A 21,850-nucleotide genomic window follows, 5' to 3' on the forward strand; every position below is an offset into this window, starting at 1 on the left:
CGCGGGCCGGGGGGGGGGGGGGGCGGGGGGCGCGCCCCGACCCCGTCCACCTCTACCTGGAGGCGAACAACTGCGGGACGGTGCCCGACGTACGCGGCCTGAGCCTCGACAGCGCGGCCGCCGCCCTCAAGGCCCGCGGGCTGAACAACATCCCGTATGTCTACGAGTGTCTGGGCTCGCCGAGTGCCGGCGTCGTCGTCAGCCAGGCTCCCGCCCCCGGCACGAACCAGCTCGCCACCGAGCCCGTCAGCCTCGAACTGCAGGCCGACAACTGCGCTCGGTCCTGACCCCGCCGAACAGGTGGCCGGACGCGAGCGCGCAGCCGAGCTCGCGGACGCGGGCGGCCGCCGCCTCGTCGTTCACCCCGGCGGCGACCACCGTCAGGCCCAGCTGACGAACCGCCGTCAGGAGGGCATTGAGCAGGACGGCCGTTCGCGGCTCGTGCCGGCTGCCGACGACCACCTCGGTGAACGACGAATCCAGCACGACGATGTCCGCCGGCAGGACGCGCAACGCGGAGAGGGACGTGTCGTAGCGGCCCAGATGGGCCAGCGAGATCGACATGCCCAGCGCGCGCAGGTGCTCAAGCTCGCGGGCCGCCGCGGCCAGGTCCGGCGCCTGCGAGGTCGCCTCGACGCCGAGCACCAGCTCCCGCGGACTCGTGCCCGTGACGTCGAGGGCCTCCAGGACCTCACGCGTCGTCGACTCGTCGGCGAACCGCTCCGCGGAGATCACGACATGCACGGGCATTGGACCGCCGGCCTGGCCACGCAGCGCGGCGGCGTGCCCGCAGGCCGCGCGCAGCAACTGGCTGTCCAGCGCGGGGATGAGGCCCGCCGACCGGGCCACGACAACCAGCCGGCTCGGCTGCACCGGCCCCAGGTCGGGATGCGTCCAGGTGAGCCGGGCTTCGTGCGCGACGGTCACCCGGCTGGCGAGATCGACGATCGGCCGATAGTCGACGTCGAGCGTGCCCCCGGCCCGGTCGCCGCTCAGTGCCGCGCCCAGCGCTGAGCGCAGGGCACTGGGCGACCGCGGCCCGAGCAGCTCCGGCCCGTAGATCGTCAGCGTCCCGGCGGCGTTCGCCTTCGCGGTGTACATGGCGACATCGGCCCGGTGCAGCAGTGCCTCCGGACTGATCGGGCCGCTGTCCGGTTCCACGACGACCAGGCCGAGGCTCGCCAGGACGGTGCACTCGCTGTCGGCGACGATGATCGGCGCACGGATCGCGTCGCCGAGCCGCCGGCTGATCTGTTCGGGGTCGTCGGTCAGCGGCTCCAGCAGGATGGCGAACTCGTCGCCGCCCAGCCTCGCGACCGTGTCGCTGCCGCGCACCGCGCCCAGCAGCCGAGCGGCGGTGACCCGCAGCAGCTCGTCGCCGGCCGCGTGACCGAGCGCGTCGTTGATGTGTTTGAAGTCGTCCAGATCGCAGTAGAGCAGCGCCAGCCGGCTCGGCGCCCTGGCCCGCCGGGCGAGCGCCTGGGCGAGCCGGTCGGCGAACAGGGCCCGGTTCGCCAGGCCCGTCAGCGGGTCGTGGAATGCCTGGCGGCGCATGGCGAGCCGGTCCTCCTCGACGCGAGTGACGAGGTTCGTGTTGTCCGCCATCGTGATCATCTGACGGATCAGGGCCAACAGGAACAGCGCCAGCAGGGCCCACACCTCGCGGGGAATTCCGAGCTGTCTCGGCAGGTGCGTCAGCGTCACCGCGGCGGCGACGGGCAGCGGGACGTAGGGCAGCGCCGCGTGCCACCAACGCCGGCGAGCACCCGTGTCGGCGGTTTCATCAACCAGTGGCCCCTCCGCGCCGGCCGCCGGGGGCGTGGGAGCCGGCGGCAGCAGGGTCGCTCCCGCGATCAGCAGGGGCCCGACGGCCATCCCGAGGTTCAGCACCGGCCGGCTGTCGCCCAGGCCGTGGATCGCGGAGTACAGGGAGGCGAGCGTCGACAGCGCGAAGGCCAGCTCACCGACCCCGAGCAGCAGCAAGCCGAGCGGCCGGCGCGGCCGCCGGAACGCCGCGATGAGGATCACCGCCACGACGAGCGTCTGGCCGATGCCGGTGGAGATGAAGTAGTAGATCGTCGAGGACTGCGACCCGGCGCCGAGAGCGCGGTTGAGCAGGACCATCCAGGCGATCAGCGCGAGCGCCCCGGTCACGATCAGGCTGTCGAGCGCGGCTACGAGGTGCCACCGCCGGCCTGGGAGTGCGTCCCGCCCGCGTAGGCCTATGTCGTAGGGATCGGCCGGATAGAGCAGCAGCCCGGCCAGCCCGCACAGCCAGGGCAGGACCGGGGCCACCAGCAGGACGTCGTTCTTCGGCGTCGGGATGGCGCGTTCGGTGCCCAGGTTGCCGAGCAGGACCAGGGCGCCGATGAGAGCCCCGCCCAGGAGCATTGCGCCCATCAGCGCACGCCAGAGCCGTTCCACACCGCGTTGGCGGCTCGCCGCCCACAGGCACAGCCCGCCGCCGCCCAGCAGGCCGCCGGACAGGCTGACCCGCAGCACGGCCAACGCCAGGTCGACCGGCAGTACGACCGCGCACAGCGCCAGCACGAGCGAGTAGACGACCGTGGCGACGGCGAACCACCGCGCGCCGCGACCGGCCCGCGCCGAGACTGCCGCTCCATCGCCCATGACCGGCCGAGCTCCTCCTGGCCAGCAGGCAGGCGCGAACGGAGCGCCGAGGCGCCGCCGGCCTCCGGTCAACCCATTCCCCCCGCCACACGCAGGGAACACATACAGTTACCTAAAGCGACCAGTTGTGGACTGGGGCGACGGCGCCTGGTCAGCCGCCTGTGCCGCCGAGCACCACGCGCACGACCAGGTCGGCGTCGTCGGCCGTCGGCGCTTCCTGCCGGCTGAGCACGCGGTAGAGCAGCGAGCCGATGAGCACGCCGGCGATCGTCGGCACCGGGGCCTCCGAGCCGAGCTGCCCCGCCATCCGGGCCACCTCCAGCCTGTCCCGCAACAGCTGCTCGTGCGGCGCGGTGAACCGCTCGTACAGGACGTCGGCGACGGCATGGTCCTCCGCCGTGGCCGCGGTGAGGGCGAGGATGAGGCTCGTGCCACCGGAGGCCAGCCGCGACGTCCAGTCGCGCAGCCAGGCGCGCAGGTCGGCCTCGATGTCTCCCGTGTCGGGCGGCGGAACCAGCGGTGGCGCGAGGCCACCCTCCAGGGCCGCGTCGGCGACGACGGCGCCCTTCGAGCCCCACCAGCGGTAGATCGTCTGCTTGCCGACGCCGGCCCGGGCGGCGATGGCGTCGATCGTCAGCCGCTCGTACCCGCGTTCGAGCAGCAGGTCACGGGCCGCGTCGAGGATCGCGAGCCGCGAGCTCTCACTGCGCCGACGCCCGCCTGTCATCCCTTTGAGTCTAGAAGCGCCCCGACGCAACCCGCGGGCGTATAGTCCCGTTTCCGAGACTGGTCGTCTCGAAACTGGACGTTTGGAGCTCGGGCATGCCGAACGAGGTACTGGTGGTCATCGGCACGGGGGGCATGGGCGCCGCCGTCGCCCATCGCGTCGGCACCGGCAAGGCGGTGCTGCTGGCCGACTACGACGAGACCGCGCTGGGCGCCGTGGCCGAGGTCCTGCGCGACGAGGGCCAGCAGGTGACGACGCAGGTCGTGGACGTCTCGTCCCGGGAGTCGGTGTACGCGCTCGCACGGGCCGCCGCGGCCCTCGGCCCGGTCCGGCACGTGGTCCACACCGCCGGGCTCTCCCCCGCGCAGGCTCCGGTCGACGCGATCCTGAAGGTCGACCTGCTCGGCACCGCGCTGGTGCTCGACGCGTTCGCCGAGGTCATCGCGGTGGGCGGCGCCGGCGTGGTCATCTCCAGCATGTCCGGCTACCTCGCTCCCCCGCCGGCCCGCGAGATCGAGGCCGCCCTCGCCAACACCGCGACCGACGAGCTGCTGGCGCTGCCGTTCACCGCGGTCGACGCGTTCCCGAGCCCGGGTTACGCCTACTCCTTCGCGAAGCGGGCCAACCAGCTGCGGGTGCGGGCGGCGAGCGTCGCGTGGGGTGGGCGGGGCGCCCGGGTCAACTCGATCAGCCCCGGGGTCATCTCGACCAAGATGGGCCAGCAGGAGCTCGCGACCGAGTCGGGCGCCGGCATGCGCGCGATGGTGGCGGCCTCGGGGACCGGCCGGCTCGGCTCGCCGGACGACATCGCCGCCGCCACCGAGTTCCTCCTGTCGGACGCGGCCTCGTTCGTCACCGGGATCGACCTGCTCGTCGACGGGGGCGCGGTCGCCGCGGTCTCGACCGGCCGGGTCGACCTGTTCGCCGGGCGGAGCTGACCGAGATCTGGCGCCTGGGGCCGGTTGCGGGCACCGTGTCTACCCGGGAGTCAGCGTCTACCGGGGAAGTCAGCTCTCCCGCGGAAGTCAGCCGAGGGCAGGAGGAGCCAGCCGTGCAGGTTGATCTCGCCGGCAAGGTCGCGCTCGTGACCGGGGCGTCGCAGGGCATCGGTGCGGCCATCGCGCGGACGTTCGCCGAGAACGGCGCCAAGGTGATGCTGAGCTCGCGCAAGCGGGAGGGCCTGGAGAAGGCGGCGGCGTCGATCGACGGCGAGGTCGCAATTCACCCGGCGCACGCGGGCAGTCCGGAGGCGGCCGAGGAGACCGTCGCCGCGACGCTCGCGACGTTCGGCCGCCTGGACATCCTGGTCAACAACGCCGCCACCAGCCCGTACGCGGGCCCACTGATCGACATCGACCTGCCGCGGTTCGACAAGACCGTCGAGGTCAACCTGCGCGCGCCGCTCGTCTGGACCCAGCAGGCCTGGCGGCAGTGGCAGTCCGAGCACGGCGGCAGCGTCCTGAACATCGCCTCGATCGGCGCGATGAAGTTCGGCGGCCCGATCGGCGCCTACGACATGACCAAGGCGGGCCTGGTCCACCTGACCAAGCACCTCGCGACCGAACTGGGACCCGCTGTCCGGGTCAACGCCCTCGCCCCGGGGCTCGTCCAGACCAACTTCGCCCGCTACCTGTGGGAGGGCAGGGACGCGGACCCGGCCGAGGCCGCCTGGCCCTGGCCGATGGCGCGGCTGGGCCAGCCGGCCGACATCGCGTCGGCTGCCCTGTGGCTGTCCAGCGAGCACGCGGGCTGGATCACCGGAGAGGTCCTGGTCGTCGACGGCGGCTCCCTGCTCGGCTCCGGGGTCACCCCGGCGGGCTGAGCCACCGTCGCGGGCGCCCACGGATCGAGCGGCAGGCACCGTTTGCCCTGCTACCGTTGAGGAATGGCGGTGCCTGACGGGGACTCGCCGTCGGTCGGGCTACTCGCCGGGCATGGCGTGGTCCTCGCCGGGCTGGCTGGGGCGAACGTCTGGCTCGGGCTGCGGTACGGCGCCGCCGAGCTGCCCGACCTGGTCTCCGAGATCTCCCAGGGTGTCTTCTTCGCGGCCGCCGGGCTGGCCATCTGGCGCCTGCGTCCGCGTAGCCGGACCGGGCTCTGGATGCTCGCCCTGGGCTATCTGGTGTTCGTCGACAACCCCCACGACCTGCAGATCTCGACGGCCGCGCCCGGCTACACCGCGCTGACCGTCGTCGCGGTCACCACGTTCATGGCGCAGTACGCGATCGGCGGGCACATTCTGCTCGCGTACCCGTCGGGCCGGCTGCCTGGCCGGCCGGAGCGGCTGGTCGTCGCGAGCTGTTTCGGCCTGGCCCTGGCGGGCGGCTTCCTGCTCCTGGTGAGCCGTACCGTCGATGCCTCGACCTGCACGTTCTGGTGCTACCAGAGCCCGGTCCGGCTGATCCACAGCGCCCGGTTCTACCACGCCGCCGGGCTGGCCGACCTGATCGTCTGGATCGGGCTGGCGGGCGCAATCCTTCTGCTGCTCGTGCGGCACGCGCGGCGCTCGACCCCGCGCCGCCGCCGGACACTGCGGCTCGCGTTCGCGATGTTCGGTCTCGCCCTGGCGCTTTTCGCGGGGCACGAGATCGCCGCCGCGGCGACCGGCCTCGGGTCCCCGGCCGAGCTGGCTCTCTACTACCTGCACCAGTGGGCGGCGGTCGCCTCGCTGACCGTTCCGTTCTTCGCCGGCCTGCTCTCCGAGCGGCTGGCCTTCGCCTCGGTCGGTGCCCTCGTGGGCCGGCTCGGGCACGTCACGGCCGGCGAGGTCGAGGCCGCGTTGGGCGAGCTGCTGGGCGACGACGGCCTGCGGGTCGCGTTCCCGACGGCCGACGGGCTGGTCGACACCGCCGGGCATCCCTACCCACCCCCATCGGACGCGGCCCGGGCCGTCACGCCGCTGGGTGACCCGCCGGTCGCCCTGCTGCTGCACGACCCGGCGCTGGCCGAGCAGCAGACGCTGCTCGACGCGGCCGCCGGCGCCGCCCGGCTGGCGCTCGAAAACGCGCGGCTGCACGCCGAGGTGCGCCGGCAGGTCGCCGAGGTGCGCGCCTCGCGGCAGCGGCTCTCGGAGACGGCGGACGCGGAGCGACGGCGCCTGGAGCGAGATCTGCACGACGGCGCGCAGCAACGCCTGCTCGGCATCGGCCTGAGCCTCGGCGTGCTGCGCGAGCAGCTGGGCGGGGCCGCCGGGCCGGACCTGGTCGACGACCTGCGGCAGGAGCTGCACGCCGCGATCCACGAGCTGCGTGATCTTGCCCAGGGCATCCGGCCCGCGATCCTGACCGAGCACGGGCTCGGCGCCGCCCTGGCCGAGCTGGCCCGGCGGGCGGTGATCCGAGTGAGCCTCGACATCGACGTGCCCGAGCGTGTCGATCCGGTCCTCGAGGCGACCGTCTACTACGTCGTCAGCGAGGCGCTCCAGAACGTGGCCAAGCACGCCGGCGTCGACGAGGCCCGACTGTCTGTGGTCCGGGAGCCGCGCCAGCTGCTGATCGAGGTCACGGACCGGGGCGTCGGCGGGGCGCTGGTCGCCGGCGGGACCGGGCTGCGGGGCCTGCTCGACCGGGTCGACGCCGTCGGCGGCGGCCTGCGGATCGACTCGCCGGCCGGCGGCGGCACCCGCCTGCGCGCGGTGCTCCCATGTGCGTGATCGCCGCCGGCCGACGGTAGCCGCCGCGCGCCTTGCTGAGGGGCGCACCCGCGCGTAACTTCAGGTAGTCCTTTGCGTACAGATAGCGATCTCCACGTCAACGCGCCCGTCGAAGGTGGATGTTCGGGGATGTGGGGGCGAACAAGGTCGCGGCGCCGGGGCTGGCTCGGCCGCGCCGCGCCGCTTGCCACCGGTGCCGTGCTGGCCGCGCTACTGGCACTGGCCGCGCTGCTGATCGGGCATTGGCAGCTGCGCCACGCCGAGCGGGACCGGCTCGCCAACCAGGTCGACCTGGTCGAGAGCATCGCGAGCTACCGGTCGCAGACCGACGACCCACGCATCCTCCAGACGATGGTCGACAACGCCGGCTTCAGCCCGACCGACGCCGCCCGCGACACCCTCCTGCTGGGGGCCTTCGACCTGACGCCGACGGGCAATCCGACAGTGGCCGTCGCGCTGGTCGACCCGGCCGGGCACATCGTCGCGTCGCATCCGGCCGGGGCGGTGATCTCCACCGCCCAGCTGGGACCCGCCTGGCCGGCCGCGCTGCGGGGCCGGCCGGGCTGGTCGTCCGCGTTCGAGTCAGGCGGCAAGGTGGTCCGCGCCGCGCTCGCCCCGGTGCACGACGGCGACCAGGCGGGCGGCGGCGCGCACGGTCCGGACGGGGGCAGGCCGCGGGTCGTGCTCGTCTCCCTGTCGGTCGACACCGCCGGCGAACGGTTCCAGGAACGCCTCGGCGCCCTGGAGCGCGGCGCCGGCGGGCTGTCCCAGGTGGACCCCGAGGGCGTCGCGATCTCGTCGTGGAAACCGGCCGGGGTCGGCCAGCGCGTCCTCGAACCGGCCCAGGTGGCGAGGCTGCCACCCGGGCGCCCGAAGGTGTGGCGGGAACGGGACGCGGCCGGGCATGAGCTGACCGTGATCGCGGCCCGGCAGCCGACCACCGGCTACGTCACCGTGTTCCAGGTCCACACCCGGCAGCTCTACGGCGACCTGCGTGCCCAGCAGACCAGCCGCGACCGGACGCTCGTCGCCCTGCTGGGCGGCTCGGCGCTGGGCCTGGTCCTGTTCGGCGCGCTGCGGGAGTCGGCGGTCCGCCGGACCCGCGCGCGGCTGTTCGAGCTGATCGGCAACACCCACGACATCATCGTGCTGGTCCGCGACGGCCTCACGGTGGCGTTCATGAGCCCGTCCGCGCACCGGCTGCTCGGCCAGACCGGGACCGAATGGATCGGTCGGCCGCTGCTGGGCCTCGTCCATCCCGCCGACCGGGACCGGGTGGCGACGGCGCTGACCCGGCTGCCGTCCGGCGAGACGACGGTCACGGATGTCCGGCTGCGCACCGGCCCGCGGCCCGCCACCACGGCAACGGCGACGGCCGCGGCAACGGTTACCGAGAGCAGCGCGGCCGCGGGTACCGGACGGGAGCCGGAGGCCGGCTTCGGGCTCGACGGCTTCCGCTGGTTCGATCTCACCGCGGTCGACGAGCGCGACGTCGCGGACCTCGACGGCGTGCTGATCACCTGCCACGAGGTCGGCGAGCGCAAGGCGCTACAGGACCGGCTGTCCCACCAGGCCTGGCACGACCCGTTGACGGGCCTCGCCAACCGGGCGACCTTCCTCGCGCAGGTCGCCGGCGCGCTCACCCGCGCGGCCGAGGAGGGCACCAGGGACGCCCTGCTGTTCATCGACCTCGACGGCTTCAAGCCGGTCAACGACCTGCACGGCCACGCCGCCGGGGACGATGTGCTGCGGATCGTCGCCCAGCGCATCGTCGCCACCCTGCGACCGAGCGACCTCGCCGGCCGCTTCGGCGGCGACGAGTTCGGCGTGCTCCTGCGCGACGCCGACCACGCCACCGCGGGCGAGGTGTCCGAGCGCCTCGTGGCGGCCATCGGGCGCCCGATCGTGCTGCCCCCCGCCGACGCGGTCGCCGGCGGCGGCCGGGCCGCCTCGCCGCGACGGATGCGGGTCGGGGCCAGCATCGGGGTCGCCCTGAGCGCACGGCCCGCCGCGGCCACGCCCGTGCCGGACGTCCAGGCGCTGCTGCGAGCCGCCGACCACGCGATGTACGAGGCCAAACGCGCCCGTTCGCAGGCGCGTACCGCGTTCGCGCCGGACCCTGCCCCGCCCGCCGAACCGACCGGGGCGCAGCCCCGCCCTGTTCCGCCAACCGGTCCGCCCGAGACGCCGCCGGACCGGGCCGGGGCGGCGCGAACCGCGCGGTCGACCCGGCAGGACCGCGCACCGAGCGCCTGGCGGCCGGCCGCGGCCGGCGGCACCCGAGCCCGGACGCCCTGGCCCCGCCGCGCCGCCTCCCGGCACGCCGCAGGCACCGACCCAACGGCCAGCCGGACCCGGCGGCCCTGGCCGGGCTGGCTGCACACCGTGATCCTGCTGCTGACGGTCGCGACCCTGCTGCTCGGCGTGGTCGGGATCCGGCTGCATCAGGAAGGCGATGCCCGGCGCACCGCCCGCGCCGCCGCGCTCGCCCAGAACCGCGCCGTCACGGCCGCGTTCAACGACTCGGCGGCGGCGATCCTGGACCCGCAGCGGCTGGTGCCCTTCGTGTCGGCCGCGCCGTGGACGTTCACGAACACCGCGGTCGACCGCGAGATCCTGCGCCGGTTCGCCGCGTCCGCGGTCGGCGGGCCCGACACGGACCTGCTGCTCACGTCGCTGACCGGCCAGGTTCTCTCGACGCTGCCGACAACCGCCCGGCTGCCCGTCGACACGCACGGACCGCTCTGGCGCGCCGCCGTGGCCGGGCGGGCGCAGTGGACCCCGGTCACCACCGACGCGGGCGGAGCCCAGCGGGTGTACGCCCTGGAACCGGTGCTGCGCGGCGACCGGGCCGTGGCGATCCTGGTCATCGGGCGCTCGACCCACCACGGGCTGCCGACCGTGATCTTCCGCTCGCTCGCTCCCCTGGGCGCGCTCGAGCTGGTGGACGAGAACGGGCGCGTCGGCTTCGGCTCGGACAGCTCGGTCGTCGGCAAGCGCGTCGTCGATCCCGCGGTGCTGCGCGGACTGCCCGCTAACAACGCAACCCGGGTCCGATCGGTCAAACCGGACGTGATCTCGTTCGCCATACCGACGGGAACGATCCCGGGGTACTCCACCCTGCTGCAGCGCTACCGGGCCGTGGTCTTCGACGATCTCGGCAGCTCGCTGCCCGGCCTCGGACTGCTGCTCGGCATAGTCGCGTTCACGCTGGTCGCCGTGGCCGTCGCCGATGACCGCCGCCGCCGGTCGGTGCGCCGCGACGCCGACTGGTTCGAGGCGCTGCTGCGCGGCGCGCACGACATCGTCGCCGTCGCCGCGCCGGACGGGCGGATCCGGGTCGTCGGGCCGTCGGTGTACCGACTCCTGCACCAGCAGCCCACCGACTGGACCGGCCACGACGTCGCCGATCTCGTCCACCCCGACGACGCCGCCCGGCTGCGCGCGTTCGTCCTGGCCGCGGCGGCCCGGTCTGTGCCGGGCGCGGACGGCCCGCCGCCCGCCGAGGCGCACGCGCCGCCGGTCCCGCGCCGGTTGCGCGACGTGCGGCTCCGGACCGCCGAAGGCCGGTACCGGTGGTTCGACGTCACCGCGTCGCGGCTGCCGACCACGCCCGACCCGGCGGCCGCGGCGGTGCTGCTGACATGTCATGACATCGGCGAACGCAAGGTGCTCCAGGACGAGCTGACCGCCGCGGCGTTCCGCGACCCGCTCACCGGCCTGCCGAACCGGGCCGCGTTCGCCCGCCGCCTCGACGAGGCCGTGCTGCGGGTGGCCCGGTGGCGGGTCAGGCCGCCGGGCGAGCACGAACCGGCCCCGGACGAGCCCGGCTCGGACGGCGGCACCGACGGCGGCCTCGACCACGACGGCGCGGCGGAATCGGCGCCGGCCGGCGGTCCGACCGAACCGGGGTGGACGCAGACAGCCCATTTCGGCGTCCTGTTCATCGACCTGGACGACTTCAAGCCGATCAACGACCGGTACGGGCACGGGACCGGCGACGAGGTGCTGGAGATCATCGCCCGGCGGCTGGAGACGGCCGTCCGCCCGAGCGACACCGTCGCACGCCTCGGTGGTGACGAGTTCGCCGTGCTCGCCGAGAACACCCACGAGGGCCAGCTGATCGAGCTCGCCCGCCGCGTCGTCGCCGTGTTGGACCAGCCGCTGCGGACCCAGGCGGGCCCGCTGAGGGTCGCCGCCACGATCGGGGCCGCGGTCTCCACCGCCTATCCGGACCCGCTGCGGACGGTCCGAGCCGCCGACCTCGCCATGTACGACGCCAAGCGCCACGGCCGGGCGCGGGTCGCGCTGGCCGGCGCGGACGGGTCCGTCAGGCCGATCGACACCGCGGCGCGGCCGGCCCCCGACCAGTCATCGGCGGCCGAGGCCGGCGAGCGCCCTGAGGCGGAGTGAGGGTTTAGGTGAGCAGGGCCGGCGCACGGGCATAACGGAGACGTGTGCCGGCGGGCAACTCCCGTTGCGCGACCGAATCCAAGGATTTCCACGGGAATTCAGGAAAGGACCGCCTCGGCCCCAGGGCCCCCAAGCGAAGAAATGGGCATGAGGACGATGGATCCTGATAGCTCGCCGCGACTCGCCGAAGGCTCGGACACGGAGCGAAGCGTGCTGGGCCTGCTCGCCGCGGCACGCCACCGGCTCGGCATGGAGGTCTCCTGGCTGGACCGTCGTACCCAGGACCACGGCCTCGTCACCGACCTCGTCGACGCCCAGGGCTCGCTGCCCGGCCTGGTCCCCGGATTCGTGGACTGCTCTCCCGGCACCACCACCGGGGACGCCATGCACCATCGCAGGCCCTTCGTCGTGGCGACGGCCGACCGGTGCGCGTGGCCGGACGTGCGGGAACTGGCGAGCCGCAACGGCGCGGGGGCCTATGCCGGCGCCCCGGTGGTGCTGTGCAACGGCTCGGTCTACGGGATGCTCGGCTGCGCCAGCCGGTCCCCGATGCCCGTCCAGCGCGACCGCGACGCGAAGTTCCTCGCTCTGCTGGCCGGCGTCCTGGCCGACTGCCTGTGGCCGAGCCCCGCGACCGCGACGGCCCGGACCCGGGACCAGATCTGGCTGCGGGTGCACCTGCTGATCGACGCGGGCGGGCCGGACATCGTCTACCAGCCGGTCTACGACGTCGTCGACGGCTCCGTCGCGGTCGTCGAGGCGCTCTCCCGGTTCCCGGCCGGCTCCGGCGGCCCCGAACGGTGGTTCTTCGACGCCGAGACGGTCGGCCTCGGCCGCGAGCTGGAGACGGCCGCCGTCCGCAACGCCCTACGCGTGCTTCCCGACCTGCCCGCACCCGCGGTGCTCTCGGTCAACGCCTCCCCGCCCGTGATCGCCTCCCGGGACCTCAACGAACTGTTCGCGGCCGTCCCCGCCGGGCACCTGGCGGTCGAGGTGACCGAGCACGCCCGCATCGACGACTACGCCTCGGTCCGGACCATCCGCGACGAACTGCGCGGGCAGGGCATCCAGATCGCCCTGGACGACTTCGGCGCCGGCTACTGCGGCCTGCAGCGGATGCTGGAGCTGCGGCCCGACTACGTCAAGATCGACCGGGCGCTGATCTCGAAGATCGACGTCGACCCCGCGTACGAGGTGCTCGCCCGCGCGGTGGTCACGCTGAGCAAGGAGATCGGAGCCTCCGTCATCGCCGAGGGCATCGAGACCGCAGCGCAGCTCGACCGCGTGTCCCGGGTCGGCATCCGGTACGCGCAGGGCTTCCACCTGGCCAGGCCGTCACGTCGGCTGGCCCTCGCCTCCCGGTGAGCGCCCGGGGCGCACCGGCCCGTCAGGGCTCGACGAGGATCTTCGCGCCGGAGTTGGCCGCCACCAGGTCGTCGAACGCCGCGTCGACGTCGGTGAGCTGGACCCGGCGGGCCAGCAGCAGCGACGGGTCGATCAGCCCGTCGGCGAACGCGGCGACGACGGTCCGGAACTCCTCGGGGGTGTAGTAGACCGCGAAGCCGATCGTGACCTCCTTCATCAGCGCCGACAGCGACGAGAAGGGTGACGAGTCGACGGAGACCCCGGCGATGACGACGCGGCCCTTCACGCGGGTCGCTGCGACGCAGCCGTCCAGCAGCTTCGCCTTGCCGGCGCATTCGGCGACGACGTCGTAGGAGGCCGGGGCGGCCTCGTCCAGCGAGGCCAGGACGTCCGTCGCGCCGAACGACGTCGCGACCTCGCGCCGCGACGCCACCGGGTCGACCACGGTGACGCGGTGCGCGCCGAGCGCCCCCGCCCAGGCGGCGGTGGTGAGCCCGACGCTGCCGCCGCCCACGACGAGGACGTCGTCGCCGGCCTTGATCCCGGCGGTCCGGGCGGTGTGCAGGCCGACCGCGAACGGCTCGACGAGGGCGCTGTGCAGCGGGTCGGTCCCGTCCGGCAGCGGAACGGCAGCGGCGGTGGTCACCACGGCGAGCTCGGCGAAGCCGCCCGAGCTTCCGCCGAGGCCGACCAGCCGGACCGACGCGCAGTGGGCCACGTGGCCGGACCGGCACCACTCGCACTGGCCGCAGGACAGCGCGGGCAGGACCGCGGCCAGGGAGCCGGTCCGCCACCCGGTCACCCCGGCCCCGACCGCGACGACCTCGCCGCCGAACTCGTGCCCCATCACCGTGCCCGCGGGCATCATGGCCCGCGCCTTGACGTCCGAGCCGCACAGGCCGCAGGCCGCGACCCGCAGCAGCAGCTCGTCAGGACCCGGCGCCGGGTCCGGCACCGTGACGATCTCGAAACGCCCGCCCGAACCAGTGACCGCCGCGCGCACAGTTCCTCCTCAGGCCGCGCCGAGCACGGCCACACGATCCGAACGTATGTTTTATACGACTGACGTCAGCCAGGCCGCGACGATCGCGTTGAACTCGGCCGGCCGTTCCTGGTGCAGCCAGTGGCCAGCGCCCTCCCAGGTCACGACCCGGGAGCGCGGGTCGTCGAACAGGGCCCGCTCGGTCGCGGCCCGCGCCGGGTCGGCGTAGAAGGTCAGCACCGGGCAGCGGCGCCGCAGCAGGTAGGGCTCGCTCTGCGAGCGCAGCGCCATGCCGGACGTCTGCGCCTCCAGCGACTGGCGCAGCACGTGCGCGTCCATGCCCGCGATCCGGCGCAGCTGCCAGGTCCGCAGCGCCGGCTGCCGGGCCGCGGAGTCCATCCCGCCGCCCACGAGCTGCTGGACGAACGGGACCGGGTCGGCGTCGGCGATCAGGTCCAGCATCGGCTGGATACCGCCGGCGATCTCGTCCGGGAACAGGTAGGCCGGGTCGACGGCGACGATGCCCGCGACGCGGTCGGGGTACTCCACGGCCAGGCCGCTGACCACGCTGCCGCCCATCGAGTGGCCCAGGGCGACGACCCGCCCGACGCCGAGCTGGTCGAGCAGCCCGGCGAGGTCCTCGGCGAACTGGCGGGTCGTGTAGCCCTTGGGCGGCGCGCTGGACCGGCCGTGGCCGCGCAGGTCGACCGAGATCACCCGCCGCGACGCGACGAACGACGGGAGCTGCCAGCTCCAGTCGTGCGAGTCGGCGGCGTAGCCGTGCACGAGCAGCAGCGGGAGGTCGCCCGCGCCCTCGTCCGTGTAGAACAGGCGGACGTCACCCACGTCGGCGAAAGGCACCGGGCCTCCTCAAGCTAGATACATCTATAGCTTTCCGCAACGGGAGGCCATCGCGCAAGAGGTCCATCCCCCGGCCGGGGGATGGAGGAGAGCGCCGGTCCGGTCGGCGCGGCTACGCCCTACGCCGGAAGGCCCTCGGCCTGGGCCGTCCGCGCGGGCGGGAGCAGCACCGGCTTGACGACCTTGCCGGACAACGAGGCCTCCTCGGCGGCGTTGATCTCGTCGAGCGGGAAGGTCTCGATCAGCTGGTCGAACGGGAACTCGCCGGCCCGCCACCAGTCGATCAGCTGGGGAATGACGACGCGAGGGTCGGCGCCGCCCTCCAGGATCCCGGACACGGTCTTCCCGATGAGCGCGATCGGGTCGAGGGTGATCGGCTCGGTCTGGATGCCGACCAGGCCGCAGTGGCCGCCCTGGCGCAGCGCGCTGATCGCGTTGCCGATGACGGTGACGTTGCCGGTGGTGTCGAAGCTGAACTCGGCCCCGCCACCGGTCAGCGTCTGGATCTGCTGGACGAGGTCCGCGGCGGCCCCGTCAAGCACGTGGGTGGCGCCCAGCTCGGTCGCCAGCGCCAGCCGGTGGGCGTGCAGGTCGACGGCGATGATGGTGGCCGCGCCGACGGCCTTGGCCGCCATGATCGCGGCCAGGCCCACCGCGCCCGCGCCGAACACCGCGAGGCTCGCGCCGGCCGGCACGGCGAGCTGGACCAGCACCGAGCCGGCGCCGGTCAGGATGCCGCAGCCGAGCGGCCCCAGCTTCTCCAGCGGCAGGTCCTTGTCGACCACCACGACGTTGCGCTCCGCCGCGACGCAGTAGGTCGCGAACGAGGACTGGCCGAACCAGCGGGACGCGATCTCGCCGCCGTCCGCGTCCCGCACCCCGGTGGTCCCGTCGGCCCGGCGCCCCAGCAGGTTGCGGAACAGGAACTGGTCGCAGTAGGGCGGACGGCCGCCGCGGCAGTTCGCGCACTCGCCGCAGGTGTCGAACGACAGCACGACGTGGTCGCCGACCGCCACCCGCTCCACGCCGGCACCGACGGCCTCGACCACCCCGGCGCCCTCGTGCCCGGTGATGATCGGGGGCGGCGAGAACGACGCGGCCTGGCGCGGCACGATGTCCGTGTGGCACAGGCCCGCGCCGACCACGCGGACCAGCAGCTCGCCGGGCCCCGGCGGGTCGAGCTCGACCTCCTCCAGCACGTACGGCCCGTCAGCCCGGCGCAGCACCGCCGCGGTCATCTTCATCGACCGACCTCCGCTCATCCCAACCCTTTTCCATAGATATATATGTTTCAATCACTGAGGGCCACCGACCGTCGGCATGTCCGGCCCGCTGGCGCCCAGGCGGCCGGTCTCGGACGGTACGCTTGATTGATCGTCTTGCTCCCGGCCCGGTGACCTCCCAAATGGTGACACCGAACGGTGTGATCGAGCTTGGGCACCGGGCCGACGTCCGCCGGGCCTCGCCCAGCCGGCGATGCGCACCAGGACCGGCGCGGGCGACGGCCGCGGGCGGCCGATGGAGGAGGAGTCGAGCATGGTGGCCGAGCGCCAGGGAGCCCGCGGCGGCGAGCGTCCCGGGCTTCGCGAGAAGCCGCAGCAGATCGCCGACGAGCTCCGGCGGCTGATCGTCACCGGGGAGCTGGCCGACGGCGAGTCCCTCGGGCACGAGCCCGACCTCGTCGAGCGGTTCGGCGTCTCCCGCCCGTCGCTGCGTGAGGCGCTGCGCATCCTGGAGGCCGAAGGCCTGATCACCGTCAAGCGCGGTGTGCTCGGCGGCATCGTCGTGCACCAGCCCAACGGCCGGATGACCGCGCGCACCGCGGCGCTGCTGCTGCAGGCGCGCAACGTACCGCTGGCCGACGTCTACGACGCCCGCGGGCTGATCGAGCCCGTCGCCGCCCGGCTGCTCGCCCAGTCCCGGTCCCGCCGGTCCGCGGCGGCCGAGCTGCGCCGGCTCACCGCCGAGCAGCTCGAGGTCATCGACGACCCCGAGGCCTTCGGCCGGGCCAACTCCGCGTTCCACGCCCGGCTGGTCGAGCTGGCCGGGAACCAGACGCTGAGCATCGTCGCCGAGATGCTCAGCGAGATCGTCGCGCGCGCCGTCGCGGCCGTCAGCCAGCCGGACGACGGCAAGGACACCGCCGCGACCCGGGCCCGCGGCCTGCGCTCCCAGGCCCGGCTGGCCGCCCTCGTCGAGGCCGGCGACGCCGCCGCCGCCGAGACCCACTGGGCCGAGCACATGAAGGTCGTGGGACGGGTGCTGGTCGCGCAACGCGCGAAGACCGTCATCGACCTCATGCAGCACTACTGAGCGGCGCCCCGGCCCGGGACCTCGACTGAACCCGTAGCGGGTCCGCGATAAATCTAGATATATTGCGGACCGACGGGATGGCGCCCGCGGGTGGACCGCGGGCGGCTGGCGGCGGAGGTGTGGCCGATCATGACCATTGCAGTGGACTCCCCGGAAGCGGGGTCACCGGCGCCCGACTTCCCGGTGTTCGACGTGGACAACCACCTGTACGAGACCGAGGACGCGCTGACCCGGCACCTGCCGGCGGCGCACCGGGACCTGTTCCGGTTCGTCGAGCTGAACGGGCGCAAGAAGCTGGTCGTGCGCAGCCTGCTGACCGAGTACATCCCGAACCCGACGTTCGAGGTGGTGGCCCGGCCCGGCTCGCACATGGCCTTCTACGCCAGCGAGAACCCCGAGGGGAAGTCGCTGCGCGAGCTCGCCGGCAAGCCGATGCGGACCGTTCCGGCGTTCCGGGAGCCGGCCGCCCGCCTGGCGCTGATGGACGAGCAGGGGCTCGACACCTGCCTGATGTTCCCGACGCTGGCGAGCCTCATCGAGGAGCGGCTGCGTGACGACCCGCGGCTCACCGACGTCGCCATCCACGCGTTCAACGAGTGGCTCCACGACGACTGGACCTACGACTACCAGGGCCGCATCTTCGCCACGCCGATCATCACCCCGACGACACCGGAGGCCGGTGTGCGGGAGCTGGAGACGGTGCTCGGCCGCGGCGCGAAGGTCGTCCTGATGCGCCCGGCGCCGGTCACCGGCTCGCGCGGGCCGCGCTCCCCCTTCCTGCCCGAGTTCGACCCGTTCTGGGCCCGGGTCCAGGAGTCCGGGGTCATCGTCGCCCTGCACGCCTCCGACAGCGGCTACCAGGAGTACCTCAACACCTGGGAGGGCCGCGACGGGGAGTTCGTCGCGTTCAAGCCCAAGACCTTCGCCTACGTGGCGGACGGTGGTCGCAGCATCCAGGACACGCTCGCCTCGGCGATCTGCCACGGCATGCTGGACCGCTTCCCCGGGGTACGCCTGGTCAGTGTGGAGAACGGGGGCAGCTGGGTCGGCGTGCTCGCGAAGAACCTGGAGCTGACCTACAAGAAGATGCCGCAGGAGTTCCAGACCCATCCGCTGGAACTGCTGCGGCGCAACGTGTGGATCAACCCGTTCTGGGAGGACTCGCTCGACGGCCTGATCGGCCTGATGGGGACCGACCGGGTCTGCTTCGGCTCGGACTACCCGCACGCCGAGGGCCTCGCCGAGCCGCTGTCGTTCCTGGACCGGATCACCGACCTCCCGCCTGCCGACGTCGAGCGGATCATGTCAACGAACCTCGCCGACCTGCTCGGCGTGACCCGGTCGGCCCCAGCGGCCGGGACGGCCTGACCGCGCCAGCCGACGGCACGGTTCCACGCAGCCCCACCCCTTCACAGCGGGAGGTTCCCGGTATGGGATTCCAGACGATCCAGTACGAGGTCGCCGACCGCGTCGCGACGATCACCTTCAACCGGCCGGACCGGCTCAATGCGCTGAGCCCCGCCATGATCGGCGAGCTGCGCCAGGCGTACGCCGACGCCGAGGCCGACGACGACGTGTGGATCCTGCTGGTGACCGGCAACGGCCGGGCGTTCTGCGCGGGCGCCGACGTCGGCGAGATCCCAGCGGACGGCCGGGTGATCTACGACGAGCCGTACCTGTCGACGTTCGCGCAGTGGGAGGCGCCGCAGGAGGGCACCCCGCCGTTCCGGTCGATGACGAAGCCGATCCTGACCGCCGTCAACGGGCTGTGCTGCGGCGCCGGCCTGGACCTCGTCACCACCGGCGACATCGTGATCGCCTCCGACCGGGCCGAGTTCTTCGACCCGCACGTGAGCATCGGGCTGGTCGCGGGGCGCGAGACCGTCCGGCTGGCCCGGGCGCTGCCGACCACCGTCGCGCTGCGGATGGCGCTGATGGGCCGTCACGAGCGGATGTCCGCCCAGCGCGCCTACGAGCTGGGGCTGGTCTCCGAGGTCGTCGAGCACGACCGGCTGCTGGAGCGGGCGCGGGAGATCGCGGCCATCGTCAACCGCAACGCCCCGCTGGCCGTGCGCGGCACCCGCCTGGCGATCCGCCGGGGCCTGGACCTGCCGATGTACGAGGCGGAGGTCATGGCCGAGACGTTCCGCGAGCGGGTCGTGCGCACCGACGACGCCAAGGAGGGCCCGGCTGCGTTCCTCCAGAAGCGCCAGCCGGAGTGGAAGTGCCAGTGACCGCGGCGAGCACGGAGATGACCATGGCCGACCCGGCAACCATCGACGCGGGCGACCCACGCCGCGGACCCGCCTTAGCCCGGGCCGCCGCGTGACCGCCCCCGGCCAGACGGCGACGCCCGCCGACCCACGCGCGACCCCGCCCGGCCCGCCGACGGACTGGTCCCTGCCGGCACTGCTGGACGTGATCACCGACGCGGCGCCCGACCGGGAGATGCTGGTCTGGGAGGACGTCCGGCGCACCTACGCCGAGGTCCGCGACCGCACCCGCCGCCTCGGCGCGTTCCTGCGCGGCAGGGGCCTCGGCGCCCACCGCGAGCGGGCCGAGCTGGAGCGCTGGGAGTGCGGCCAGAGCCCGGTCGCGATCCTGCTGTCCAACTGCCCCGAGTACATCGAGGCGATGGTCGGCGCCTACCGGGCCAGGGCCGTGCCGTTCAACGTCAACCACCACTACAACGCCGACGAGGTCGCCGCCCTGCTGGCGGCCGTCGGCGCCGAGGCGGTCGTCTACCACCGCCGGCTGGGCCCGCTGCTCGCCGCGGCCACCCCGCTGGAGGGCCGGCTGCTGCTCGACGTCGACGACGGCTCGGGGGTCGCGCCGCTCGACGGTTCGACGCCGTACGAGCAGGCGCTCGCCGGGGTGAGCGATGCCGAGCTCGACGCGCTGCCCACGGCGTCGCCCGACGACCTCTACCTGGTCTGCACTGGCGGCACCACCGGCAAGCCCAAGGGCGTCCTGTGGCGGCAGGGTGACGTCTACATCGCCGCGATGGGTGGCTTCGAGGGCGCCACGGCCAAGCGGGTCGCCGCGCTCGTCGCCGTGCCCGGCGGTCCTGGGGGGCCGCGGTCGCGCGGCGGCGTCTGGTTCGCCGTGCCGCCGCTCATGCACGGCGCCGCGCAGTGGACCGCGTTCGCCGGCCTCGCCCTCGGGGTCACCCTCGTGCTGCACGAGGACAAGACCCCGTTCGACGCCGGCGCGATCCTCGCCCTCGCCGCCCGCGAACGGGTCACCATGATGACCATCGTCGGCGATGCCTACGCCCGTCCCCTCGTCGAGGAGCTGCAGGCCAGCTCCCATGACCTGGCCGCGTTGACGAGCCTGAGCACCGGCGGGGCGACGACCAGCGCGGCTCTCAAGCACGCGTTCCTGGAGCTGGTCCCGCACCTGACGATCGTCGACGGCTACGGCGCGTCGGAGACCGGCGGCATGGCGTTCGGCGCCTCGACGCGGGGCGCCGAGACCCGGCAGTTCACCCTCGGCCCGGGCGGGGCCGTCCTGTCCGCCGACCGCTCGCGGTTCCTGGGCACCGACGAGGCCGAGGTCGGCTGGACGGCCCGCACCGGCCGGGTCCCGCTCGGCTATCTGAACGACGAGGACCGGACGGTGCAGACCTTCCCGATCGTCGACGGCCGGCGGATCACCGTCCCCGGCGACCGGGCCCGCTACGAGGCGGACGGCTCCGGGCGGATCGTCATGCTCGGCCGCGACTCGATGGTCGTCAACACCGGCGGGGAGAAGGTGTTCGTCGAGGAGGTCGAGGAGGCGCTGCGCCGCCACCCGGACATCCTGGACGCCCTGGTCGTCGGGCGGCCCAGCGAGCGGTTCGGCCAGGAGGTCGTCGCCCTGGTTCAGCTACGCCCCGGCGCGGCGCTGTCGCCCGCCGAGGTCCGGGAGTACGCGGCCCGGTCCGTCGCCCGGTTCAAGGCGCCGCGCGCGGTGCTGCTGTGCGAGACGATCGGCCGCCACGCCACCGGCAAGGCCGACTACACCTGGGCCAGAAAGGCCGCTCAGGACGCCGTGCCGGCCACCTGACCGGCGACGTCGGGCCCCGGGCGGCTGGAAGACCGCCGGGGCCCGACACCGGCTCAGCGGCCGGTGAAGCGGGGCTCGCGTCGCTCCAGGAACGAGCGGATGCCCTCGCCCATGTCCTTGGTGGTGTAGGCGATGTGCTGGGAGCGCGCCTCGTCCTCCAGGGCCTGCTCGAAGGTGAGCGAGCCGGCGGCGTCGAGCTGGCGCTTGATCAGGCTGAGCGTGGTGGTCGGCCCGTCGGCGAGCCGGCGGCCCCAGGCTCCGGCGACCTTGGGCAGCTCGTCGGCCGGCACGACCTCGTTGATCAGGCCCCAGTCCAGCGCGTCCTGCGCGCCGAGGATGTCGCCGAAGAACGCGAGCTGCTTGGCCCGGCGCAGGCCGACGTGGCGGGGCAGCGTCCAGGACGTGCCGCCGTCGAGCGCGAGGCCGCGGCGAGCGAACACCTCGCAGAACCGGGCCCGGTCGCTGGCCAGGACCAGGTCGCAGGCCAGCGCGATCCCGAGCGCCACCCCGACGCACACGCCGTCGACGACGGCCAGCGTCGGCTTGGGCAGCCGGTGCAGCCGGTTGATGATGTCGCCGACGACCCGCATCTCGTGCAGGATCGCCTGGCGGCCACGGCCGGTCAGCCCGCTGGTCGCGTCGCTGTTGCCGGACAGGTCGGCGCCGGAGGAGAAGTTCCCACCCGCGCCGGTCAGCACCAGCGCGCGGTCGTCCGGGTTCGTGGTGACCTCGGTCAGCACCCGGTCGAGGTCGGCCCAGCTCTCGGCGTTCAGCGCGTTCTTCTTCTCCGGGCGGTTGAACGTGACGGTGACCAGACCGTCCTGGCGTTCAACGAGCGTCGCCGCCATCGAGCCTCCCT

General features: G+C 73.8%; 16 protein-coding genes. 10 read left to right on the forward strand and 6 right to left on the reverse strand.

Features of this window, described 5'->3' with window-relative positions:
* A partial coding sequence (locus tag I6A60_RS08085; protein WP_203055585.1) for a PASTA domain-containing protein occupies positions 1-287 on the forward strand: 287 nt, incomplete at its 5' end.
* Here the strand turns inward: I6A60_RS08085 and I6A60_RS08090 are convergent.
* The gene (locus I6A60_RS08090; RefSeq protein ID WP_203016086.1) at positions 247-2,631 is read right to left on the reverse strand and encodes a bifunctional diguanylate cyclase/phosphodiesterase; all 2,385 of its coding nucleotides are present in this window, start codon (positions 2,629-2,631) and stop codon (positions 247-249) included. The two genes, I6A60_RS08085 and I6A60_RS08090, sit on opposite strands and share 41 nt — an antisense overlap.
* Before the next feature lie 151 nt (positions 2,632-2,782).
* Positions 2,783-3,358: a TetR/AcrR family transcriptional regulator gene (locus I6A60_RS08095; protein ID WP_203016087.1), complete on the reverse strand. Its 576-nt coding sequence runs from the start codon at positions 3,356-3,358 to the stop codon at positions 2,783-2,785.
* A gap of 95 nt (positions 3,359-3,453) precedes the next feature.
* On the opposite strand from I6A60_RS08095, the gene I6A60_RS08100 reads away from it, so the two are divergent.
* The 5 genes from I6A60_RS08100 (at position 3,454) to I6A60_RS08120 (ending at position 12,788) form a co-directional block, all read left to right on the forward strand.
* The gene (locus I6A60_RS08100; RefSeq protein WP_203016088.1) at positions 3,454-4,296 is read left to right on the forward strand and encodes an SDR family oxidoreductase; all 843 of its coding nucleotides are present in this window, start codon (positions 3,454-3,456) and stop codon (positions 4,294-4,296) included.
* Between the two features lie 113 nt (positions 4,297-4,409).
* Complete coding sequence (locus tag I6A60_RS08105) at positions 4,410-5,180, forward strand: SDR family oxidoreductase (RefSeq protein WP_203016090.1); 771 nt, start codon at positions 4,410-4,412, stop codon at positions 5,178-5,180.
* A gap of 63 nt (positions 5,181-5,243) precedes the next feature.
* Entirely contained in the window at positions 5,244-7,010 is a 1,767-nt protein-coding gene (locus I6A60_RS08110; protein ID WP_203016092.1) for a sensor histidine kinase, read from the forward strand.
* Positions 7,011-7,139: 129 nt separating this feature from the next.
* Entirely contained in the window at positions 7,140-11,423 is a 4,284-nt protein-coding gene (locus I6A60_RS08115; protein WP_203016097.1) for a diguanylate cyclase domain-containing protein, read from the forward strand.
* A gap of 156 nt (positions 11,424-11,579) precedes the next feature.
* Positions 11,580-12,788 carry an EAL domain-containing protein gene (locus I6A60_RS08120; protein ID WP_203016099.1) on the forward strand — a complete coding sequence of 403 codons (1,209 nt, stop codon included), beginning with the start codon at positions 11,580-11,582 and terminating at the stop codon, positions 12,786-12,788.
* 22 nt (positions 12,789-12,810) lie between these two features.
* Here I6A60_RS08120 and I6A60_RS08125 read toward each other — a convergent pair whose 3' ends face one another.
* The 3 genes from I6A60_RS08125 to I6A60_RS08135 form a co-directional block, all read right to left on the reverse strand.
* Positions 12,811-13,791, reverse strand: a complete 981-nt coding sequence (locus I6A60_RS08125; protein WP_203016101.1) for a zinc-binding dehydrogenase — start codon at positions 13,789-13,791, stop codon at positions 12,811-12,813.
* 51 nt (positions 13,792-13,842) lie between these two features.
* The gene (locus I6A60_RS08130) at positions 13,843-14,631 is read right to left on the reverse strand and encodes an alpha/beta fold hydrolase (RefSeq protein ID WP_203016103.1); all 789 of its coding nucleotides are present in this window, start codon (positions 14,629-14,631) and stop codon (positions 13,843-13,845) included.
* 119 nt (positions 14,632-14,750) lie between these two features.
* On the reverse strand, positions 14,751-15,875 hold the full coding sequence (locus I6A60_RS08135) for an NAD(P)-dependent alcohol dehydrogenase (protein WP_203016105.1): 1,125 nt from the start codon (positions 15,873-15,875) through the stop codon (positions 14,751-14,753).
* Positions 15,876-16,167: 292 nt separating this feature from the next.
* Between I6A60_RS08135 and I6A60_RS08140 the strand changes: the two genes are divergently transcribed.
* The 4 genes from I6A60_RS08140 (at position 16,168) to I6A60_RS08155 (ending at position 20,991) form a co-directional block, all read left to right on the forward strand.
* On the forward strand, positions 16,168-16,944 hold the full coding sequence (locus I6A60_RS08140) for a FadR/GntR family transcriptional regulator (protein ID WP_203016107.1): 777 nt from the start codon (positions 16,168-16,170) through the stop codon (positions 16,942-16,944).
* Between the two features lie 129 nt (positions 16,945-17,073).
* Entirely contained in the window at positions 17,074-18,312 is a 1,239-nt protein-coding gene (locus tag I6A60_RS08145; protein ID WP_203016109.1) for an amidohydrolase family protein, read from the forward strand.
* 62 nt (positions 18,313-18,374) lie between these two features.
* Positions 18,375-19,178 carry an enoyl-CoA hydratase/isomerase family protein gene (locus I6A60_RS08150; protein ID WP_013426162.1) on the forward strand — a complete coding sequence of 268 codons (804 nt, stop codon included), beginning with the start codon at positions 18,375-18,377 and terminating at the stop codon, positions 19,176-19,178.
* A 166-nt stretch (positions 19,179-19,344) separates the two neighbouring features.
* Positions 19,345-20,991 (forward strand): AMP-binding protein, encoded by a 1,647-nt coding sequence (locus tag I6A60_RS08155; protein WP_255545097.1) that lies wholly within the window; start codon positions 19,345-19,347, stop codon positions 20,989-20,991.
* A 53-nt stretch (positions 20,992-21,044) separates the two neighbouring features.
* On the opposite strand, the gene I6A60_RS08160 is transcribed toward I6A60_RS08155, so the two are convergent.
* On the reverse strand, positions 21,045-21,839 hold the full coding sequence (locus I6A60_RS08160; RefSeq protein ID WP_203022668.1) for an enoyl-CoA hydratase/isomerase family protein: 795 nt from the start codon (positions 21,837-21,839) through the stop codon (positions 21,045-21,047).
* Between the last annotated feature and the right edge of the window lie 11 nt (positions 21,840-21,850).

Origin of the sequence: Frankia sp. AgB1.9 (assembly GCF_016786355.1) — a bacterium.
Lineage (GTDB): Bacteria > Actinomycetota > Actinomycetes > Frankiales > Frankiaceae > Pseudofrankia.